This window comes from Globicatella sulfidifaciens DSM 15739 (assembly GCF_900167405.1).
Taxonomy (GTDB): domain Bacteria; phylum Bacillota; class Bacilli; order Lactobacillales; family Aerococcaceae; genus Globicatella; species Globicatella sulfidifaciens.
Genome location: NZ_FUWO01000014.1, coordinates 22,098 through 42,051, shown reverse-complemented (window position 1 = coordinate 42,051; position 19,954 = coordinate 22,098). Strand labels below are relative to the sequence as shown.

At 32.7% G+C, this 19,954-nt stretch carries 14 protein-coding genes; all 14 read left to right on the top strand.

What is annotated here, in order from left to right; genetic code table 11:
* The first annotated feature begins 6 nt into the window (after nucleotides 1-6).
* The 14 genes from B5D12_RS07725 (at nucleotide 7) to B5D12_RS07660 (ending at nucleotide 19,950) form a co-directional block, all read left to right on the top strand.
* Entirely contained in the window at nucleotides 7-2,019 is a 2,013-nt protein-coding gene (locus B5D12_RS07725; RefSeq protein WP_078756277.1) for a beta-galactosidase, read from the top strand.
* A gap of 18 nt (nucleotides 2,020-2,037) precedes the next feature.
* Nucleotides 2,038-4,701 (top strand): beta-glucosidase, encoded by a 2,664-nt coding sequence (locus B5D12_RS07720; RefSeq protein WP_078756276.1) that lies wholly within the window; start codon nucleotides 2,038-2,040, stop codon nucleotides 4,699-4,701.
* Entirely contained in the window at nucleotides 4,702-6,144 is a 1,443-nt protein-coding gene (locus tag B5D12_RS07715; RefSeq protein ID WP_078756275.1) for an alpha-L-fucosidase, read from the top strand. It abuts the gene before it with no gap.
* A gap of 10 nt (nucleotides 6,145-6,154) precedes the next feature.
* Nucleotides 6,155-6,961, top strand: coding sequence for an alpha/beta hydrolase (locus B5D12_RS07710; RefSeq protein ID WP_078756274.1), 807 nt, complete (start codon nucleotides 6,155-6,157; stop codon nucleotides 6,959-6,961).
* A gap of 23 nt (nucleotides 6,962-6,984) precedes the next feature.
* Nucleotides 6,985-8,406: a response regulator transcription factor gene (locus B5D12_RS07705; protein WP_159443896.1), complete on the top strand. Its 1,422-nt coding sequence runs from the start codon at nucleotides 6,985-6,987 to the stop codon at nucleotides 8,404-8,406.
* A complete protein-coding gene (locus B5D12_RS07700; protein WP_078756272.1) occupies nucleotides 8,403-10,784 on the top strand; it encodes a beta-glucosidase in 2,382 nt (793 codons plus the stop codon). Before B5D12_RS07705 ends, B5D12_RS07700 begins: the two co-directional genes overlap by 4 nt.
* A gap of 542 nt (nucleotides 10,785-11,326) precedes the next feature.
* Nucleotides 11,327-12,259 carry a glycoside hydrolase family 113 gene (locus tag B5D12_RS07695; protein WP_078756271.1) on the top strand — a complete coding sequence of 311 codons (933 nt, stop codon included), beginning with the start codon at nucleotides 11,327-11,329 and terminating at the stop codon, nucleotides 12,257-12,259.
* Nucleotides 12,260-12,318: 59 nt separating this feature from the next.
* Nucleotides 12,319-13,569, top strand: a complete 1,251-nt coding sequence (locus tag B5D12_RS07690) for an ABC transporter substrate-binding protein (RefSeq protein ID WP_143412070.1) — start codon at nucleotides 12,319-12,321, stop codon at nucleotides 13,567-13,569.
* 207 nt (nucleotides 13,570-13,776) lie between these two features.
* Nucleotides 13,777-14,649 carry a carbohydrate ABC transporter permease gene (locus B5D12_RS07685; protein WP_078756269.1) on the top strand — a complete coding sequence of 291 codons (873 nt, stop codon included), beginning with the start codon at nucleotides 13,777-13,779 and terminating at the stop codon, nucleotides 14,647-14,649.
* Nucleotides 14,650-14,655: 6 nt separating this feature from the next.
* On the top strand, nucleotides 14,656-15,480 hold the full coding sequence (locus tag B5D12_RS07680; RefSeq protein WP_078756268.1) for a carbohydrate ABC transporter permease: 825 nt from the start codon (nucleotides 14,656-14,658) through the stop codon (nucleotides 15,478-15,480).
* Nucleotides 15,481-15,571: 91 nt separating this feature from the next.
* Nucleotides 15,572-16,150: a hypothetical protein gene (locus tag B5D12_RS07675; protein WP_078756267.1), complete on the top strand. Its 579-nt coding sequence runs from the start codon at nucleotides 15,572-15,574 to the stop codon at nucleotides 16,148-16,150.
* A complete protein-coding gene (locus B5D12_RS07670; RefSeq protein ID WP_078756266.1) occupies nucleotides 16,147-18,369 on the top strand; it encodes an alpha-galactosidase in 2,223 nt (740 codons plus the stop codon). Before B5D12_RS07675 ends, B5D12_RS07670 begins: the two co-directional genes overlap by 4 nt.
* A 15-nt stretch (nucleotides 18,370-18,384) precedes the next feature.
* A complete protein-coding gene (locus B5D12_RS07665) occupies nucleotides 18,385-19,098 on the top strand; it encodes a GntR family transcriptional regulator (RefSeq protein ID WP_078756265.1) in 714 nt (237 codons plus the stop codon).
* 9 nt (nucleotides 19,099-19,107) lie between these two features.
* A complete protein-coding gene (locus B5D12_RS07660) occupies nucleotides 19,108-19,950 on the top strand; it encodes an ROK family protein (RefSeq protein WP_078756264.1) in 843 nt (280 codons plus the stop codon).
* The last annotated feature ends 4 nt before the right edge of the window (nucleotides 19,951-19,954 follow it).

Genomic DNA, 19,954 nt, shown 5'->3' with positions numbered 1-19,954 from the left:
GATAAAATGAGTTTATCTAAATTGTTTTACGGAGGAGATTATAATCCTGAGCAATGGCCATCTTCAATTTGGGAAGAAGATATGCGTTTATTTAAATTAGCAAATATCAATTCAGCAAGTATCAATATTTTTTCTTGGGCTAAACTGCAACCTAATGAGACTACTTATGACTTTTCTGAATTGGATGAAATAGTTAAATTATTAAAAGAAAATAATATTAATATGGTTATGGCTACCTCAACCGCTGCTTTACCTGCTTGGATGACACGAGAATTTCCGGATGTTAATCGAGTGGATTTTGAAGGAAGACAACATCGTTTTAGTCATCGCCACAATCATTGCCCGAATAGTCCGAGTTTTAAACGCTTTGCTAGCGAATTAGTAAAACAAATTGCTGAACGTTACGGAAAAGAAGAGCACCTTATATTATGGCATGTATCAAATGAATATAATGGTGAGTGCTATTGTGAAAATTGTGAAAGAGCCTTTAGAAAATGGGTTGAAAATAAATATAAAACAATTGAACAAGTTAATGAAGCATGGAACTTTCATTTTTGGGGTCATACATTACATTCGTTTGAAGATATCGTTGTTCCTAATTTTCTGGGAGATGGTGTAAATGATCGCCAAACAGCATTTGCGGGTATCTCAGTAGATTATAGGCGATTTATGTCTGAGAGCTTATTAAATAATTTCAAAATGGAGCGTGATATCATACGCTCAATGGGGTCTAATGCTCCAATTACTACTAATTTAATGGGAGCTTTCAAAGGAATAAATGCTTTTGAATGGGCGAAAGAAATGGATATTATTTCTTGGGATAATTATCCGCATTATATCCCAGACTGGGCATTTGTGTCTTTTAACCACGACTTAATGCGTGGTGTAAAAAGTGGAAAAAACTTTTTAATAATGGAACAAAGTCCAAGTCAACAAAATTGGCAACCTTATAATTTATTAAAACGTCCGGGAGAATTGCACTCGCAAAGTTTCCACGCCATTGCTCATGGTGCTGAAGCGATAAATTATTTCCAATTAAGACAGTCTATTGGAGGGAATGAAAAATGGCATGGAGCTGTAATTGGACATGAAGGTCATGAAAACACTCGGGTTTTTAAAGAAGTTACTCAAATTGGAGAAGATTTGAAAAGAATCGGAGATGAGTTACTAGATGCAACGACTCATGCTAAGGTAGCAATTTTATTTGATTGGGAGAGTTATTGGGCACTAGAATACAGTAGTGGTCCCAATAAAGATATCTATTATGTAGACCAAGTATTTAAATATTATAAAGAACTTTATAAACGAAATATTGCAGTCGATATTATTGGTTATGAAGAAGATTTATCTAAATATAAATTAATATTAGCTCCCTTTATGTATATGGTTAAGGGAGATATTGTGGAAAAGCTCGAGCAATTTGTTTCAGATGGTGGACATTTTGTAACAACTACTATGAGCGGACTCGTTGATGAAAATGATAATGTGATATTGGGTGGCTATCCTGGTGCATTTAAAGAGTTATTGGGTATTTGGGTGGAAGAGTTTGATGGAATTGCGCCTGAAATGTCCAATAGCATTCATTGGAAAGATCATCGTCCATCTGAAAATGAAAAAGCAACGATGGTCTGTGATATTATTCATCTGCAAAATGCTAAAGCATTAGCTTATTATTCCGAAGATTTTTACGCAGATTTTCCCGTTTTTGTTCAGAATCAATATGGTAAGGGAAAAACTTGGTATGTTGGAACGGTACCAAACCCTGAATTTTTAGAACAAATTATCGAGAGTATTTTAGAACAATTGACCATTGAGCAATTTGAGCGTGTCCCATCCAATATTGAAATTGTTCGTCGAGAAAAAGATGATTTCAGTTTAATTTTCATCATGAATCATTCAAATAAACTAATAGAATTTGATTGGAAATTACCCGGAATTGATCTTCTTTCTGGAAAATCAATTGAGAACGCTATCTCAATCGCGCCATATGGAACCATTATTTTAAAAATATCGGAATAGATAGAGGGAGGGGTAAATATGCAAGAAATTAAGGATTTGGTCCAAGATTTTGTTAAGCAAATGACAATTCTAGAGAAAATTTCATTATTATCAACTCACCAATCTGCTATCTCTCGACTGGGTATTCAGGAATACCATGTAGGAGGGGAAGCAGCGCATGGAGTCGTGGATCGAACTGGGGAGTCGACTACCCTTTTTCCTTTACCAATTGGAATGGCGCAAACATGGAATCCAGAATTAATTCATGAGATGGGTTTTGCGATAGGGAATGAGGCTAGAATTAAGTATTATCAATCTGGTAAATCTAGTTGGCTTACACTTTGGGCTCCTACGATTGATTTAGTTCGGGATAGTCGTTGGGGAAGAAATGAAGAAGGTTATGGTGAGGATCCGTATTTAACTTCAACGATTTCTACTGCATTTATTAAAGGAATGCAAACAGAAAAAGATAACCGCATTTTAATGTCAGCGGCACCTAAACATTTTTTTTGCAATAATAATGAGATGGGGCGAGAAAACACATCTAATTTTATTCCTTTGAGAGTAGAAAGAGAATATTACTTACTTCCTTTTAAGTCAGCTATCGAAAAGGGTGCTGCGACCTCGATGATGACGGCTTATAATGGCATTAACGGTATTCCGGGAATGCAATTACCAGAATTACAAAAGATTGTTCGAGATGAATGGCAGATGGAAGGATTTATTGTATGTGATGGTGGCGCATTGTCTGTCAACGTTGAACAATATCATTATTATGACTCATATGAGGAAGCATTAGCGGATTCTATAAAAAAAGGTGTTGATTGTTTTGTAGATGATAAAGAATTGGTTGAAAATGCAGTAAAACTTGCACTTGAAAAAGGATTAATCAATGAAAATGATATCAATCGTGCTATCACTCGTTCATTAACGGTAAGAGCTAAATTAGGTCATTTTGACCGTCAGGATCCCTTTAGTGATAGTGAAGAAAATTTGCTGAATTCAGAACAACATAGCCTTTTAAGTAGCCGTGTAATGGAAGAACAAGTAGTCTTGTTGAAAAATGAAGCTAATCAACTTCCTATAAAAGAATCGGATAAGATTTTGGTAGTAGGTCCACTTATTGACACTTTTATGAGGGATTGGTATCAAGGTTATCATCATTCTGAAATTACGATAAAACAAGGATTTACTGAACTATTTGGGGAAAATGTTTCTTTCGACAATGGACATCAATTGATTCAATTAAAACATGGAGATCGTTATTTAGGAATAGTGAATCAGACTCTTACAAAGGTTACAGAACCCTATCTATTCCAAAAAGAACAATGGGATAAGGAATCATTTGTATTAAAAGATATTAAAACTCAACAATATTTAGTCTTCGATGATGAAACAAAAGCTATTATTCTGAATAAATCGGAGATTTTTGATTGGTTTGTAAAAGAACGATTCGTACTTAAAGAAAATCAATTGATCAACTGGCAGGGGGAAACTGTGAACTTCATTGGTTCGGATTCATTTAGCAATGACAAACGGAAAACTGCTAAAATTGAAATTGAAGTTATTTCGTCATTTGAGGATCGGTTAGATTTTAGTCAAATTAATCAAGTGATTGTTTGCTTAGGGAACCATCCGATGTTTAATGCAAAAGAAACACTCGATCGTGATTCTTTTGATTTGTTTCCATTACAAGAGAAGTTATTAAAATATGCAGTGAAACATCATTCGAATGTCACTTTAGTATTAAGTAGTGGCTATCCTTTTAATTTAGAATGGGCGAAAGAAAATGTACCGAGCATTTTGTATACTGCAACGGGATGTCAAAATTTTGGTAGTGTCTTAGCTGAGGTCATCGTTGGTAAAAGAATGCCAAGTGGTAAACTTGCTCAAAGTTGGTTTAAAGATACTAAAAATCTACCTCTCATCACTAATTATGACCTTATTAATTATCCTAGAACGTATCACTATTTATTAGAAGGCATTGTATATCCTTTTGGTTATGGGTTGAGTTATCAATCATTTGAAATTGAGACGTTTAGTTTATTGCAAGAGACAAGTCATGAAATAACATTTGCTGTTACCATCTATAATCCGAGTCAGCAGTTAGCGGTAGATACGGTTCAATTATATTTAAGAGTTAATGACAATTCACGATTATTGACTCGATTGATAGCCTTTAAAAAGGTGTTTTTATCACCAAATGAATCCAAAAAAATTATTTTAACTGTTGATAAGAATCAGTTAACTTATTTTGATGTTCGCACAGAAAAATATGTTGAATTTCAATCGCCTCATGAAATCGTAGTAGGATTTAATTCACAGGATATAATTAAAACAATTCAATTGAATAGCAATAATACCAATGTTGAATCTTCAATTCGTAATGTGAAGCATGAATTAAATATTTTTTCTTTTGATCATTATTTAAATATCGATATCCAAGCACCGGAAAGAAATGTTCGTGAATTAGTCTTATTAAATAATGGATGGGTTGAATATTTGCAAAACTCTTTTGCATTTGAAAAGTATGAATTAACTTTACGTGTTTTTGAAAACACCTTTGTGAAGGTCAATGACAGGGAGTATGAACTAGAGCCGGGGATACAAAAATTAGATATTTTCGTAGAACCAACCGCTAATTTGAGAATTTCAACCAACTATCAAATCAATGTTCTCAATTTTATGTCGGGAGGGATGTAAATGTTATCTTTTAAAGAAATTCAAGAGATTGCACATAAAGGCCCGTTTCAACCTAATTGGGATTCATTATCAAAGCATCAAGTACCAACTTGGTTTAAAGAATTAAAATTTGGTATTTTTATTCATTGGGGCTTATATAGCATCCCGGCTTTTAATAATGAATGGTATTCAAGAAATATGTATATCCAGGGATCACCAGAATTTGAACATCACATTAGTACATATGGACCTCATAAAAATTTTGGGTATAAAGATTTCATTCCTTTATTTAAAGCAACTAAATTTGATGCGAAAGAGTGGGTGAGATTATTTAAAAAAGCTGGTGCAAAATATATATTCCCAGTTGCTGAGCATCACGATGGCTTTCAAATGTATAAGAGTCAATTATCGAAATTTAATGTTTTTGATATGGGACCTAAGCGTGACGTGTTAATGGAATTAAAAATCGCAAGCGAAAAAGAGAATCTAGTTTTTTGTGCGTCTTCCCATAGAGCAGAACACTTCTTTTTCTTTGGTCATGGAAATGATTTTGATTCAGATGTACAAAGTAATAAAGAAAGAGACCAGTTTTATTGGCCAGCAAAAGTTGAACAAAATCACTTTGACAAATTTAGCAAACCTTATCCAGATGATGAATTCTTATTAGATTGGTTAATGAGAACAGTAGAGTTAGTTGAAAACTATCAACCTAAAATTATTTATTTTGATTGGTGGATTCAACATGAAGCGTTCAAGCCTTACCTTAAATTATTCGCTGCTTATTATTATAATCGAGCACAAGAATGGGGTTTTGATGCTTCTATTGCATATAAGCATGATGCGATGGTTTATGGAAGTGGTATAATAGATGTAGAAAAGGGGAAATTTTCTGTTCCACCAATACAATATTGGCAAGGTGATACTTCTGTAGCTCATAATTCTTGGTGTTATACTCATAATTTAGAGTATAAACAACCTCGTGATATTATTTATGATTTAATTGAAGTAGTGTCAAGAAATGGAAATTTATTACTTAATATAGGACCAACTGGGGATGGAAGTATACCGAAACAAGATCAAAAAATTCTTTTGGAAATTGGTAAATGGTTAGAGCTTAATGGAGAAGCTATTTTTTCAACTCAACCTTGGAAAAAATGCCAAGAAGGACCAACAAAAATAAAAGAAGGTAAATTTAATGAGGAAATAAATACTTATTCTTCCGAAGATATTCGTTTTACCGCTAAAGGAGACGCTATCTATGCATTTATTATGCAACCCAATACATCAACGATTAAAATAAAAAGTTTCCGTGAATATGGAGTTTTTGAAGGTATCATTCGTAATGTTGAAATTTTAGGGCAAGAACAGGAAATCTCTTGGAACATTAATATAGAAGCATTAATAATTGAAAATCCAATTGTAGGCAATGAGTATCCAATTGTCGTAAAAATTAACATAGATTAGAGGGAATATCATGTTTCATCAAAAAATTTTAATTGAAGGCAAAGAGAAAAAGGCATTCCTTACAACTTATATATTAGATAATTACGATGAATTTAGTAAAAATCGTATACGACCTATCGTGGTAATTTGTCCTGGTGGTGGATATGCTATGACTTCGGATAGAGAAGCTGAAGCAGTTGCCATTCGAATGAATAATTTTGGATATCATGCAGCTGTTTTAAAGTATTCAGTAGCACCCTCCCGTTACCCGGAATCTTTAATCCAGTTAGCTAAATCATTAAAATTATTAAGAGAATCAGCTGTAGAATGGAATATTGATTCACAAAAAATAATCATAGCTGGATTTTCTGCTGGCGGACATTTAGCTGCAAGTTTAGGTGTATCATGGCATAATGAAGCAATTTATCGCCCGTATGGATTATCCAGTCATCAAATTCAACCAAATGGATTGTTACTTTCTTATCCTGTAATATCTTCTAAAACTTATGGACATAAGGATTCTTTTCTAAATTTATTAGGAGAAAATTATGAGGCAGAGCATCATTTACATTCTCTAGAAGATCTAGTTACTGGACATACCCCTAAATCGTTTATATGGCATACAGATGAAGATGACTTAGTGGTTGCAGAAAATAGTTTGAATTTTGTACTTAATCTAAGAAAAGCAAAAGTCCCAGTTGAATTTCATTTATTTACTCAAGGAGGTCATGGATTATCACTTGCGAATTATGAAACAAATATTGGAGGGTACGGAATTGTTGAGGGGGCAGCAGTGTGGCCTGAACTATTCAGGACATGGGTTGAAAATAATCTCTAGATAAGAAAGAAATGAGGCTCATGATGAAAACAATTTTGATTGTTGATGATGAAAAAATTACCAGAGAAGGTATTAGCCAACTTATTGATTGGCAACAATATGGTTTTAAAGTAATCGGTCTAGCTGAAAATGGAAAAGTTGGACTTGAAATGACTAGAAAATTGTTACCAGATTTAATTATTACAGATATAAAAATGCCTGAAATGACTGGTTTAGAAATGATTGAGATATTACGGCAGGAAAATATCAGATCAGAATTTATCATTTTATCTGGCTATTCAGATTTTGAATATGCAAAAAAAGCAATCAAAACAGGTGTCATTTCGTATATATTAAAGCCGATTGATGAAGATGAATTAATTGAAAGTTTAAAAAAATATAATGAAAGATTTCAACATACAAATATCAATTTAAAAACACTACTTATCAATAAACTGTTTGGTCCTGATGATACAGGTTTAGAACAATATTCTCAAATAAATTTTTGTTGGGTAATTGAAGGTGATAGCAACGATATCAAACAACGTTTAGACAATTTACAGATTGAATATATAGAGTTGGAATATTTGAAAAAAGTACTTTTTGTTCTACTAGCAAAAGAAATGACCGATGATTTTTCAAGTTTATTTATCAATATTTTTACGGGCGATGGTTCGGTAATTAGTACAGGTTGGCAACCTGCAGAAACTTCGTTAAATGATGTTCTGCCAAAATTGATGGATCTTAATAAACAACGGTATCTTTTTGATAATAGTTTAATTTGGCCAGAAGGGCTAAAGCGCTTTAGAAATTCTGTCGATGCAAAGGAAGATAGTATTGATGACTATATTGATGAGATTTTAAATCCACCATTTGCAGATAAAACAAATATTAAATATTCTAATCGTATAAAGAGTTTAGCTTTTAATAAAGACGAAGCTATAAATTTCATTTTATTTGATTTTCATCAAATTAGAACTCAAATACAACAAACACTTAATATCGGATTAATTGATTACCATTTTGAAATGAAAAATGAATTATATGAAACAAAGGAATTGAGCGAAGCTGTTAAAATTTTGAATATATATATGAAGAAATATCAAGACCAAATTGCTCGTGAATTTGGAAGTAAAAGTGCAATTCATCAAATCATTCAATATATTGATACTAATTATGCGGATGAAATGACTTTAAAAAGCATAGCTGAACAGTTCGGATATAATCGCTCCTATTTAGGAAAGAAGATTAAAGAGGAAACAAAGAAAAGTTTTAATCGCTACCTTGAAGATAAAAGAATGGAACAAGCTATTAAATTATTGATAGCTACTAACTTACCTATATATGAGATAAGCAATCAAATTGGATACAAAAATGAAGAGTACTTCTATAAAATTTTTAAAGAGCATTTTTTTGTATCACCAACTGAATATCGAAAAAATAGAATACAAGGAGGAAACCAATGACAGATAAAAAACTAATAGTCGAGAATGAATTGGCACAGCATCTTAACATCAGAGATGTTAAAGGAGAAAAAATAATTAATACTAAAATGTCTCAATTATGCTGTCAATTAGCTGAAGAAGGCATCGTTCTATTAGAAAACAATGGAGTTTTACCTTTACAGAAGGAAGATAATATTGCTTTATTTGGGAGAAGTCAATTTGATTATTTCTATGTTGGATACGGTTCAGGAGGAGAAGTGAATCCACCTTATAAAATTAATTTAGTTGATGGTTTAAAAGCCGAAAATGTAATGTTAAATGAACTTTTGTTAGATAAATATCAAAAATTTATTGAAAACCATCCAATCCAAGATAGCTTATGGGGACAATGGCCACGCCATTTAGATGAATTTGAATTAGAAGATGGATTGTTAAAAACAGTTAGTCAGCAGTCTAATGTAGCAGTGGTGGTTATAGGAAGGGCCGCAGGTGAGGACCGTGAAAACGAACTTGAACCTGGAAGTTATTATTTAACAGAAACTGAAAGAAGTAATTTGGATAGAATCACAAATTTTTTTGAAAATATAATTATCATTATCAATAGTGGAAATATTATTGATTTATCTTGGTTGAATAATTATAAAGATAAAATATCAGCCTTATTACTTGCATGGCAAGGAGGCATGGAAAGTGGCAGAGCGCTTGCTAATATTTTAGTGGGAAATGCTAATCCATCAGGAAAATTACCTGATACTATTGCTCAAAAATATGATTATTACCCAAGTTCTAATAATTTCGGACAACCTGAAATAACGGAATATGTTGAAGATATTTATGTGGGATATCGATATTTTGAAACATTTCACCCTGAACAAGTACTTTACCCGTTTGGTTATGGATTAAGTTATTCTCAATTTACCGTGAATTCCAATGCGTCTATACAAGATGACTCTATTTTAATTAAGGTTCAAGTTGAAAATGTTGGAAAAGTTGCTGGGAAAGAGGTCGTGCAAGTTTATTACAATCCGCCTCAAGGTAAACTAGGTAAATCATTAAGAAATTTAATTAGATTTGATAAGACAGTTGAGTTAAAACCAAAAGAATCAGAAGAGCTGGAATTTAGAATTAATATTTCAGAAATGGCGTCTTATGATGACTCGGGTGCTACAGGTAATCCTTATTGTTATGTATTAGAACCTGGTCAATACGATATTTTAGTGGGAACTAGCTTATTAGATTTAAAATTGGTTTGTACATATGACTTAAAAAAAATAAGAGTTACTGAAAAATTAAGCCAAAAAGCACCCGCGGAATATGAATTTAACCGAATGTTTCCAAAAAGAGTTGGAAACGACCTAGAAGTAGCTTTTCAAAAAGTACCTGTTAGAATCGAAAATTTAAAAGAAAAAATTATTCAAAATTTACCCCCAAAAATAACTATTCCAAATAAAGATAACCTTTATTTATCAACCAGTAAAACTATTGAAGAATTAATTTTATCTTTGACACCAACCGAATTAGATTCACTTACACGTGGTGAGGGAAAAATGGATAGTCCTTTGGGGCCTAAAGGTAATGCTGGAATATTAGGTGGTACAACAGATTCCCTCAGAGAGAAAGGGATTCCACCAATTACTACAACGGATGGGCCAGCGGGTATTAGATTGAATTATTATACTGCTTTATTACCATGTGGTACAGCGTTAGCTAGCAGCTGGAATACCGCGTTAGTGGAGGAAATGGGTAAAGTTTTTGGAGCTGAAATGAAGGCTTTAAAGACTCAAGTTATATTAGCGCCAGGGATGAATATTCATCGTAATCCTTTAGGTGGACGAAATTTCGAATATTTTTCAGAAGATCCTTATCTTTCTGGAAAAATGGGGGCTCATTATGTTTTAGGAGTACAGTCGAATAAAGTGGCCGCATGTCCAAAACATTTTGTCTGTAATAATCAAGAAACTAATAGAAATAAAAACGATTCGAGAGTTTCAGAAAGAGCATTGAGAGAAATTTATTTAAAAGGATTTGAAATTTGTATTAAGGAAGCAAAACCTTATTCTATCATGACGTCCTACAATAAAATAAATGGGGTATGGGCACATTATCATTATGATTTAGTTACGGATATTCTCAGAAATGAATGGAAATATGATGGTTGTGTGATGACAGACTGGTGGATGCAATTAGCACAAGATCCAAACTTTGAACACTTAACTAATAATGCATATCGACTACGTGCGCAAGTCGATATATTAATGCCAGGTGGCTTAAGTTTTACAGTTAAAGAAAATGATAATAGTTTAATTGAATCTCTTGAAAAGGATGATGGAATTACTATTGAAGAAGTTCGACGTTCGGCTGCCAACATATTAAGATTTATTGAAAAGATTTATGCATAAAAATTGAAATTAGGAATAGCTTGAAACGGCACTTTCTTAATAGAATTTGTTATGCTTACTTAATCTCCACATAATCAAAATATTAAAATGATGGACTGAAATTATATTGTTTCCTTTTATATTAGTACCTTATGTGGTAAATACATATATTTATAATGAAGATTAAATAAAACAAACCAGAGTAGGTTGAGAGTGGTTGAAATATGAAAATTTCGCTACTTTCCCTACTTTTTTAGTTGATACACAAAATTTTTGATACTTAAGAATAATTAGCATTGCACGCTATGAAATATTATTTTATCATTTAAAATCACAATTTTGCTCACGAACATAAAGATTATCTTTCTAGAAAATAATTTTTTTAATTTCTTCCATTGCTTTAGCTTATGATGGTTTGATTGCTTAATAAATTGACGGAATAAAATAAATTAATAAAAATAAAAAAAACACTTTACATTTGAGTGAAAGCGTTATATAATTGATTTAAGTTAAAAGTATATACTTTTAAACTATAAAGTTAAAACTTATAACAGGAGGGTGATATGGAATTTATAAAAGCTGTCACTTTTGGCTATATGAGTAGAAGAGGAGAATTGAATACACTTGATGCAGAACAGTCTTTATTAGCTTTAAAAAATCGTTGTGCTATTAATACGATTATTTTACCAATTGTAGTTGAACAAGACACAATCCACTCAACTATAATCAATTGGCGTTCTAAAGATGTCTTATCAGATAAAGAAGTAGAGAATACAATTTTGAAAGCACATCAATTGGGTTTAAAAGTCTTCTTAAAGCCAATGGTTAATGTCTCAGATGGAACTTGGCGTGCACATATAAACTTTTTTGACCACGATGCTGTTTGCGAACCGAAATGGTCCGATTGGTTTAAATCTTATAATGAATTTATTGTTCATTATGCAGAAATTGCAGAAAGAACTCAATGTGAAATGTTTGTTATTGGTTGTGAGTTAGTAAATGCAATGCGACGGGAACAAGAATGGCGTGAATTAGTTAAATTAGTTAGAGAAAAATATACAGGATTAATCACTTATAATTGTGATAAGTATCAAGAGGAAGCAGTTAAATGGTGGGATGCAGTAGATGTCATTTCATCATCTGGTTACTACCCGATTGATAAATGGGAACAAGAGTTACAACGAATCAAAAGAACCGTTGAGAACTACAACAAACCATTTTTCTTTTGTGAAGCTGGCTGTCCAAGTCGAGTAGGAAGTGAATACTTACCTAATGATTGGAAGTTTGGTCAAGAAGTGGATGTGGAAGTTCAGGCTAACTGGTATCGAGCAATGTTTGAAGCTTGTGATTCTCATGATTGGATGAAAGGATATGGTCTTTGGGATTGGAAGGCAACTTTATATCCATTAGAAAATGCTTATCAAGATCGGGATTATGCTTTATACGGAAAACCTGCTGAAAAAGTCGTTAAAGAATATTTTGAAACAAAAAACTAAAGGAGTATATCATGAAAAAAACACTATTAAAATTTGTTAGTTTATTATCAGTTGGTGCGATGGCAATGCCGTTACATGTAATGCCCATTGCTCATGCTGAAGACCAAGTTGAAATTACTTTTATTAATCATAAAACTGACTGGGCAGGAGACGGTACATGGGATCGTTACCTAGAAGAATTTAATGCTGTTCATCCAAACATAAAAGTTAATATTGAAACAATTACCGATTATGCAGGTCAAGTAAAGACTCGAATGAATTCAGATCAATATGGTGATGTTTTAATGATTCCAGGCGATATTTCACCAGTAGATTATGCAACATTTTTCGAACCGTTAGGTGATAAGGAAGAGTTGTCGAAGAAGTATATTGGATTAAATGATCGTTCTTTTGAAGGAGTTCAATATGGTTTACCAAGTCAAATGAACGCAACCGGTATGGTTGTTAATATGCAAGTCTTTCGTGATGCAGGGATTGAAACATTCCCAACCACACCTGAAGATTTTATTGCAGCATTAAAAACAATTAAAGAAAAAAATCCTGAAGTATCACCTTTATATACCAATTATGCTGCAGGGTGGACTTTATCAAATTGGGATTTTGTCCGCGCAGGAGCTTCAGGTAATTATGATTTTACCAATGAAATGACAACCGATAAAGAACCATTTGCTGATGGTAAAACAATGAATAAAATTTATAAATTATTGTATGATGTCGCAAAAGAAGGGCTTATCGAAGCAGATCCAACTACAACAGATTGGGAACAATCAAAAGTTGATTTAGCAAATGGTAAAATTGGGGTTATGGTTTTAGGAAGTTGGGCAATACCACAGATGCAAGCGGCTAATCCAGATAATGCAGAAAATATCGAATTTCATCCTTTCCCAATGGTAGCCGAAGATGGTAAGCAATATTTACCTGTTGGAGGTGACTATAACTATGGTATTAGTGTACATAGTGAGCACAAAGAGGAAGCACGAATCTTCATTGATTGGATGGTAAATGAATCGCCATATGCAGAAGATAATGGTGGATTACCTGCTTTAATTGATGGAGAATATCCAGCCGCTTTAAAATCAATTCAAGAAGCCGGCATAACCTTATTGGAAGAAAATCCAGCTCCAGAAGGAAAAGAGTCATTATTCAGTGATATTAACAATGAATCAGAATTAGGTATTGGATCAACTGATATTGAAAAACAACGTATTATCGATGCAGCAGTTGGAAATACTTCAGAAACATTTGAAGATATGATGGCCGAATTTAATCAACGTTGGGCAGACGCAATCGAGGTTGTTTCAGGAAACTAAGATTTGCTATTGGAGATATGACCGATGCTATAATTGCTTTCAGTCTCTAAACGTGTTAAAAATGCCCAGTGGGTTTGTAGCTTTAAACAACATCTATTTAGATTTGTTTAAAATTTACTCAATTATATAGGGGTGGGCATGTGAAGTAGAAATAATTTGTTTTTCTACTTCTTGTCTACTCCTTTTATTATTTGAAAGGAGAAACAAATGAAAAAAATCTCAAATTCTCTGGAAAAAAAGTTGTTAATCTTTAGTTTTACCGTGATACCAGTCGTGTTGTTATTAACCTTTTCTTACTATCCTTTAGTTAAAATGGTTCAATATAGTTTGACAGATTGGAACGGCTATCGCCCAACAAGTAATTTTGTTGGTTTAAAAAACTATAAAACGATCTTGACTAATCCGAAATATTTCACTGTTTTTAAGACCAGTTTTTATTATTTTATTGCATCATTTTTTCAATTAGGGTTTGCGTTATTATTTGCTACAATTTTATCATTTAAAGTTAAATTTGCTAATTTTTGGAAGGGGATTTTATTTTTCCCTTATCTACTGAACGGAGTCGCAATTGGATTTATCTTTTTATATTTCTATAAAGGTGGCGGTACCCTTGATACAGTGTTGGGTGCATTTGGTCTAGATAATCAAATCCGTTTATGGTTAGGTGATCGTTCAATTAATAATATATCCCTTGCTTTTACATCAGTCTGGCGATATACGGGATTTAATTTTCTTATATTTTTAGGAGCAATTCAATCCGTTAATCCAGAAATTTATGAAGCTGCTGAGATTGATGGTGCGAATCGATGGGATCAGTTTAAATATATTATTATTCCTAGCATTCGAAAAATTGTTTTTTTAAATATCATTTTGAGTGTTAGTGGTTCATTAAGTGTTTTCGATATTCCATATATTATGACGGGTGGTTCAAATGGAACGACAACTTTTGTTATCGAAACTATTAATACCGCATTTAAATATAATAAAGTAGGACTTGCTTCCGCAATGGCAGTTATCTTATTGTTAATTGTCTTGGTGGTAACATTGATGCAAAGAGTCCTTATTCGTGAGAAGGAGTAAACTATAATGAAACAAAAAGTTACCTTTGGAACTATTTTGAAGTATTTTATTTTGGTTGTAGGAGCAATCGTAGCGCTATTACCATTACTCGTTGTATTTATTGGGTCGTTTAAAAGCAATGAAGAATTCTTATCAACAGGGGTGCTTTCATTACCCAAACAATTTGATTTAACTAACTATAAGACGGCTTTTATTAATGGACAAATGTTGCTTGGATTTAAAAATACTTTGTTTATTTTTATTGTGAGTATGCTTGGTAAATTGACATTAGGTTCCATGTTTGCTTATGCTGTAAATCGTTTTGATTTTAAATTCAAGAAATTAATTATGACATTATTTATGGTAGCAATGTTAATTCCAGGTATTACTTCGCAAGTTGCGACATTTCAGGTGATTGAAGGATTAGGATTATTTAATTCGATTTGGTCAGTAATTATTTTAAATTTAGGTACCGATGTTGTTTCGCTTTATATCTTTATGCAGTATTTAGATGAAATTCCGGTATCATTGGATGAATCTGCTTATTTAGATGGAGCAGGCTATTTCAAAATTTTTTGGAAAATTATTCTACCAAATTTAAAAGCACCAATTGTTACCATGCTGATTATTAGTGGAGTGGGTGTTTATAATGACTTTTATAATCCATTCTTATATATGCCATCGGCTAATTTAAAAGTGATTTCTACAGCGTTATTTGCTTTTAAAGGTCCTTATGGTACTAACTGGCCAGTTATTTTAGCAGGTGTTATTATTGTTATTATGCCTATTTTGGTAGTATTTGTTACATTACAAAAATACATCTATAATGGAGTGGCTGGTTCTGTGAAGTAAGCATAAGATTGTTCGGTAAATCAAGAGAAACAGAGATGATCAGGAGGGTGTGAAATGACCTTCTAAATATATATTACGAGAGGTGAGGAAAATGAAAACAAATCGAGTGGTAAAAGTTGTTGATTTTTTTTACACCTTGGTAAAGTCCTCGCTAATATTTTGGCGAGCAATGCTAAAAAATGGCATCATTTTTGGTTTAGTAGAGGCGATGATTGAAATGCTAAACTATATCGATCAAAAGGGATTGGGAAAAAATATCCTAAAGTTAGAGAAAACGACAGATAATAAAGTGAGTTATGTTTTATCTTTACTATTCATGTTCTTTACGATGGCCACATTTATTGGTGTAAGCACAATTGCAGTGGAATATCAGCAATTGATTGGTATGGCGATATTGATTTGTAGTGCAGAAGCTTTGATTGTGTTACTGGTTAGTCTACACTATACAATAGTAAAAGACAGAATCAGCTTAAAGCGGTTATATAATGCCATAAAAAATATAATTAAAGATTGGTCTTTAACACTACTTTTTATCGGTTGCATTTTTTTTGGATTAATTATCGTATACTTTAGTCCCATCTTAGCATTTTTCGTTTATCCAGGCCTAATGGGAAATGTAATATGTCTATATTTAATTAAAATTTATTCTAAAAAGGAAGTTTCATTATGATAGAAATTACAGATAAAAAAGAATTTCATCTTTCAAATCAACATGTCAGTTATATATTTCGCGTAATGGAGAAGACCCATATTTTGGAACATTTATATTTTGGTCCTCGAATTAATTCTTATGATAATTATGATTTTTTAATTGAACGTGATGTTAGAACTGGTAATAATTTTATAATGGGAGACCATACGAGCTCGTTTGAACATATAAAACAAGAGGTGCCAGTTTACGGTACAACAGACTTTAGATATCCTAGTATAGAGCTCGAATATTCTGATGGGGATAGGATTTCTCATTTTGAGTATTTTGATTATCGTTTGTCGAAAGGTAAAACAAGAGAAAAGGGACAACCTAGAAGTTTCGCTTCGGAGCAAGAGGCTGAAGTTTTAACGGTAATCCTAAAAAACCGTTATTCAGACATTTTTTTAGAATTGGATTATGGTCTTTATAAAGATTTGCCGATTATTACGCGTCAGCAAAGATTAATCAATAAAAGTCGTGAGAATATTTCGATTGAACAGTTTATGAGTCTAAATTTAGATATTCCGAATGAGAATTACGAATGGGTTCATTTAGATGGAGCATGGGCAAGAGAGCGTCATGTTAAAAGGCAAGAAGTTCAACCGGGGGTACAACATATTTCCAGTACACGAGGTGCGAGCAGTCATGTTTATAATCCTTTCTTTGCGTTAGTATCAGCCCAAACTACTGAAAATAAAGGAAATGCTATCGGTATAGCATTAATCTATAGTGGGAATTTTTTAGCTCAAATTGAACGAGACAATTTTGAAGTATTACGTCTTCAAATTGGAATAAATCCCTATCAGTTTAAGTGGTTATTGAAGCCTAATGAGATGTTTCAAACGCCAGAAGCTGTCGTTTGTTATTCAGATTCCGGTTTAAATGGAATGTCACAAACGTTTCATGACTTTTTCAATTTTCATGTCATAAATAATAAATGGCAAAAAGATCCTCGTCCAGTTTTAATTAATAGTTGGGAGGCCACCTATTTTGATTTTAACGAGGAGAAATTACTTGAAATAGCTCAAACGGCTAAAAGAATTGGAATTGATTTATTTGTCTTAGATGACGGCTGGTTTGGAACACGAGATAGTGATGAGGGTTCATTAGGAAATTGGAAAATCGATTATCGAAAGTTGCCTAATGGCATTAAAGGATTATCGGAAAAAATACATAGTATGGGTTTAAAATTTGGTTTGTGGATAGAACCCGAAATGATTTCTATGGATACACCATTGTATAAAAAACATCCTGAATGGGTTATTGGACATCCGCAAAAAAACATCTCTCATGGTCGTAATCAATATGTATTAAATTTTGCAATCCCTGAAGTGGTAGAAAATATTTACCATCAATTAGAATCAATATTAAATGAGTCCAAGATTGACTATATTAAATGGGATATGAATCGTTATATTTCAGAAGCTTATTCAGTTTTATTGCCACGCCAACAGCAGGGAGAACTGTTTCATCGATATATACTAGGTGTTTACCAATTATATGAAATGTTGATCGATAATTTTCCAGATATTATGATTGAATCTTGTGCGGGTGGAGGCGGACGTTTTGATGCTGCTATGCTTTATTATGCACCACAAGCATGGACTAGTGATAATACGGATGCAATTGAACGGTTAAAAATACAATATGGAACAAGTTTTGTTTATCCATTGTCAACCATTGGAGCCCATATTTCAGAAGTACCCAATCATCAAGTAGGTAGAACGACTCCATTAACAACCAGATCTGAAGTAGCCATGTTCGGAACCTTCGGATTTGAATTAGATATCACTAAATTAAATGAGGACGAACTTTTATTATTATCGAATGAAATAAGCAAGTATAAATTATACCAATCATTAATAACACAAGGAAAATTTTATAGATTATTGAGTCCATTTGACTCAGATATTACTGCTTGGATGGTGGTAGCTAAGGACCAATCTGAAGCCTTGGTAGGAATTTATCAACCATTAGACAAACCAAATGATCATTATCATCGATTAAAATTACCAGGACTTAATCCAAAATTACGTTATCATTACATGATACATGGAAAGAATGTTATACGATTTGGTGATGATTTAGAAAAAATAGGCTTAATTTTAGCAGATAATTATACCGATAGAGTTGGAGAGTTTTGGAGTAGAGAAAAACAAGGAGATTTTTATTCAAAACTGATTTATTTAAAAACATAAAAGGGGTTGTATTCTTTGGAAAAATATATTTATATCGCTAATGATATGCGAAATAGAATTTTAAAAGGTGAATTTGCTAGTAATGACCAATTACCTTTTGAAAAAGATCTAATAGAAGAGTACAGCGCAAGTAAAATGACAGTAAAAAAAGCGCTTGATATTTTAGTAAATGAAGGTCTTATTATAAAAAGAAGAGGTTCAGGTACATTTGTTAAATCTCTATCTGAATCTGAATTGAAAAAGAGAGTGGTGTCAAATCAATTTAGAGGGACCACAGCTTTAAATATTGGAAAAACAGTTGAAAGTAAAGTGCTAGAATTTAGTGTCATTGAAGCAAATAAAGAGGTTAGTGAGAAATTGCATATAGAAAAAGGTAGCTTTGTCTATGATATTTATCGTGCACGTTACATTGATAAAGAACCATTAGTTATGGAACAAATGTATATGCCTATCGATTTGATTGTAGGTTTAAAAAAAGAAAATGTAAAGGGATCGATTTATGAATTTATTGAAGAAGAATTGAAATTAAAAATTAAGAGCTCGCATAGAACAATATATGTTAGAGGTGCTAATGAAACGGAGGCCAAGTACCTTGAAATAGAAGAAGGAAGTCCGGTTGCCGTTGCGGAACAGATTGCCTTTTTAGATACAGGTGAAGCATTTGAGTTTTCTACTTCAGTGCATCGTTCTGATAAATTCTCTATAGAAGTCATCTTAAGTAAAGATTAGGTGATAAAAATGAAAATTTTATGTTTTGATATGGGTGGAACATCGGTTAAATATGGATTATGGGAAAATGAAACCATTACACAAACTAATTCCTTTCCGACACCTTCATCTTGGCAAGAGATGAAAGAATTACTTAAAAATACCGCAGATCAATTCAAAGGAATTGATGGAATTGGCTTTAGTTCACCAGGGTCTGTCGATTCAAAAGCAGGTGTTATTAAAGGTATTAGTGCAATTCCTTATATTCACAATTTTGAGATTGTAAAGGAATTAGAAATGTTATTTGGCCAGCGGATAACCATTGAAAATGATGCTAATGCTGCAGCATTAGCTGAATTATATTATGGTAAAGCGAAAGACTTTCAAAATGTAGTGTTCTTCATTATTGGTTCTGGTATTGGAGGAGCTATCAGTATTAATAAGCAAATCGTAAAAGGAGCAAACTTATTTGGGGGTGAAATCGGTTATATGCTATTAGACCAGGATAATACAGTTAGTCAACTTGCCAGTCCTGTCCAAGTAGCAGAACGTTTTGGTCACTTGACTGGAAAGGAATTGTTTGAACTTTCCGATCAAGGTGATAAAAATGCACGTGAAGCCGTTGAGGGAATCTATGATGCACTCGCTAGAAGTATGTATAATATTTGTTTGTTAGTTGATCCAGAACTCATTTTGATAGGTGGTGGCATTTCTCAACGCGAAGATTTAATTGAGCCAATTCAAGAAAAATTAAATAACTATTTAAAACTAAATGGCGCTAAAGATTTAAAAATAACGGTTGATAAGTGTGAATTTAAACAAGATGCTAACTTAATAGGAGCAGCTGTTAATTTTCAAAATACTTTTGTATGAGGAG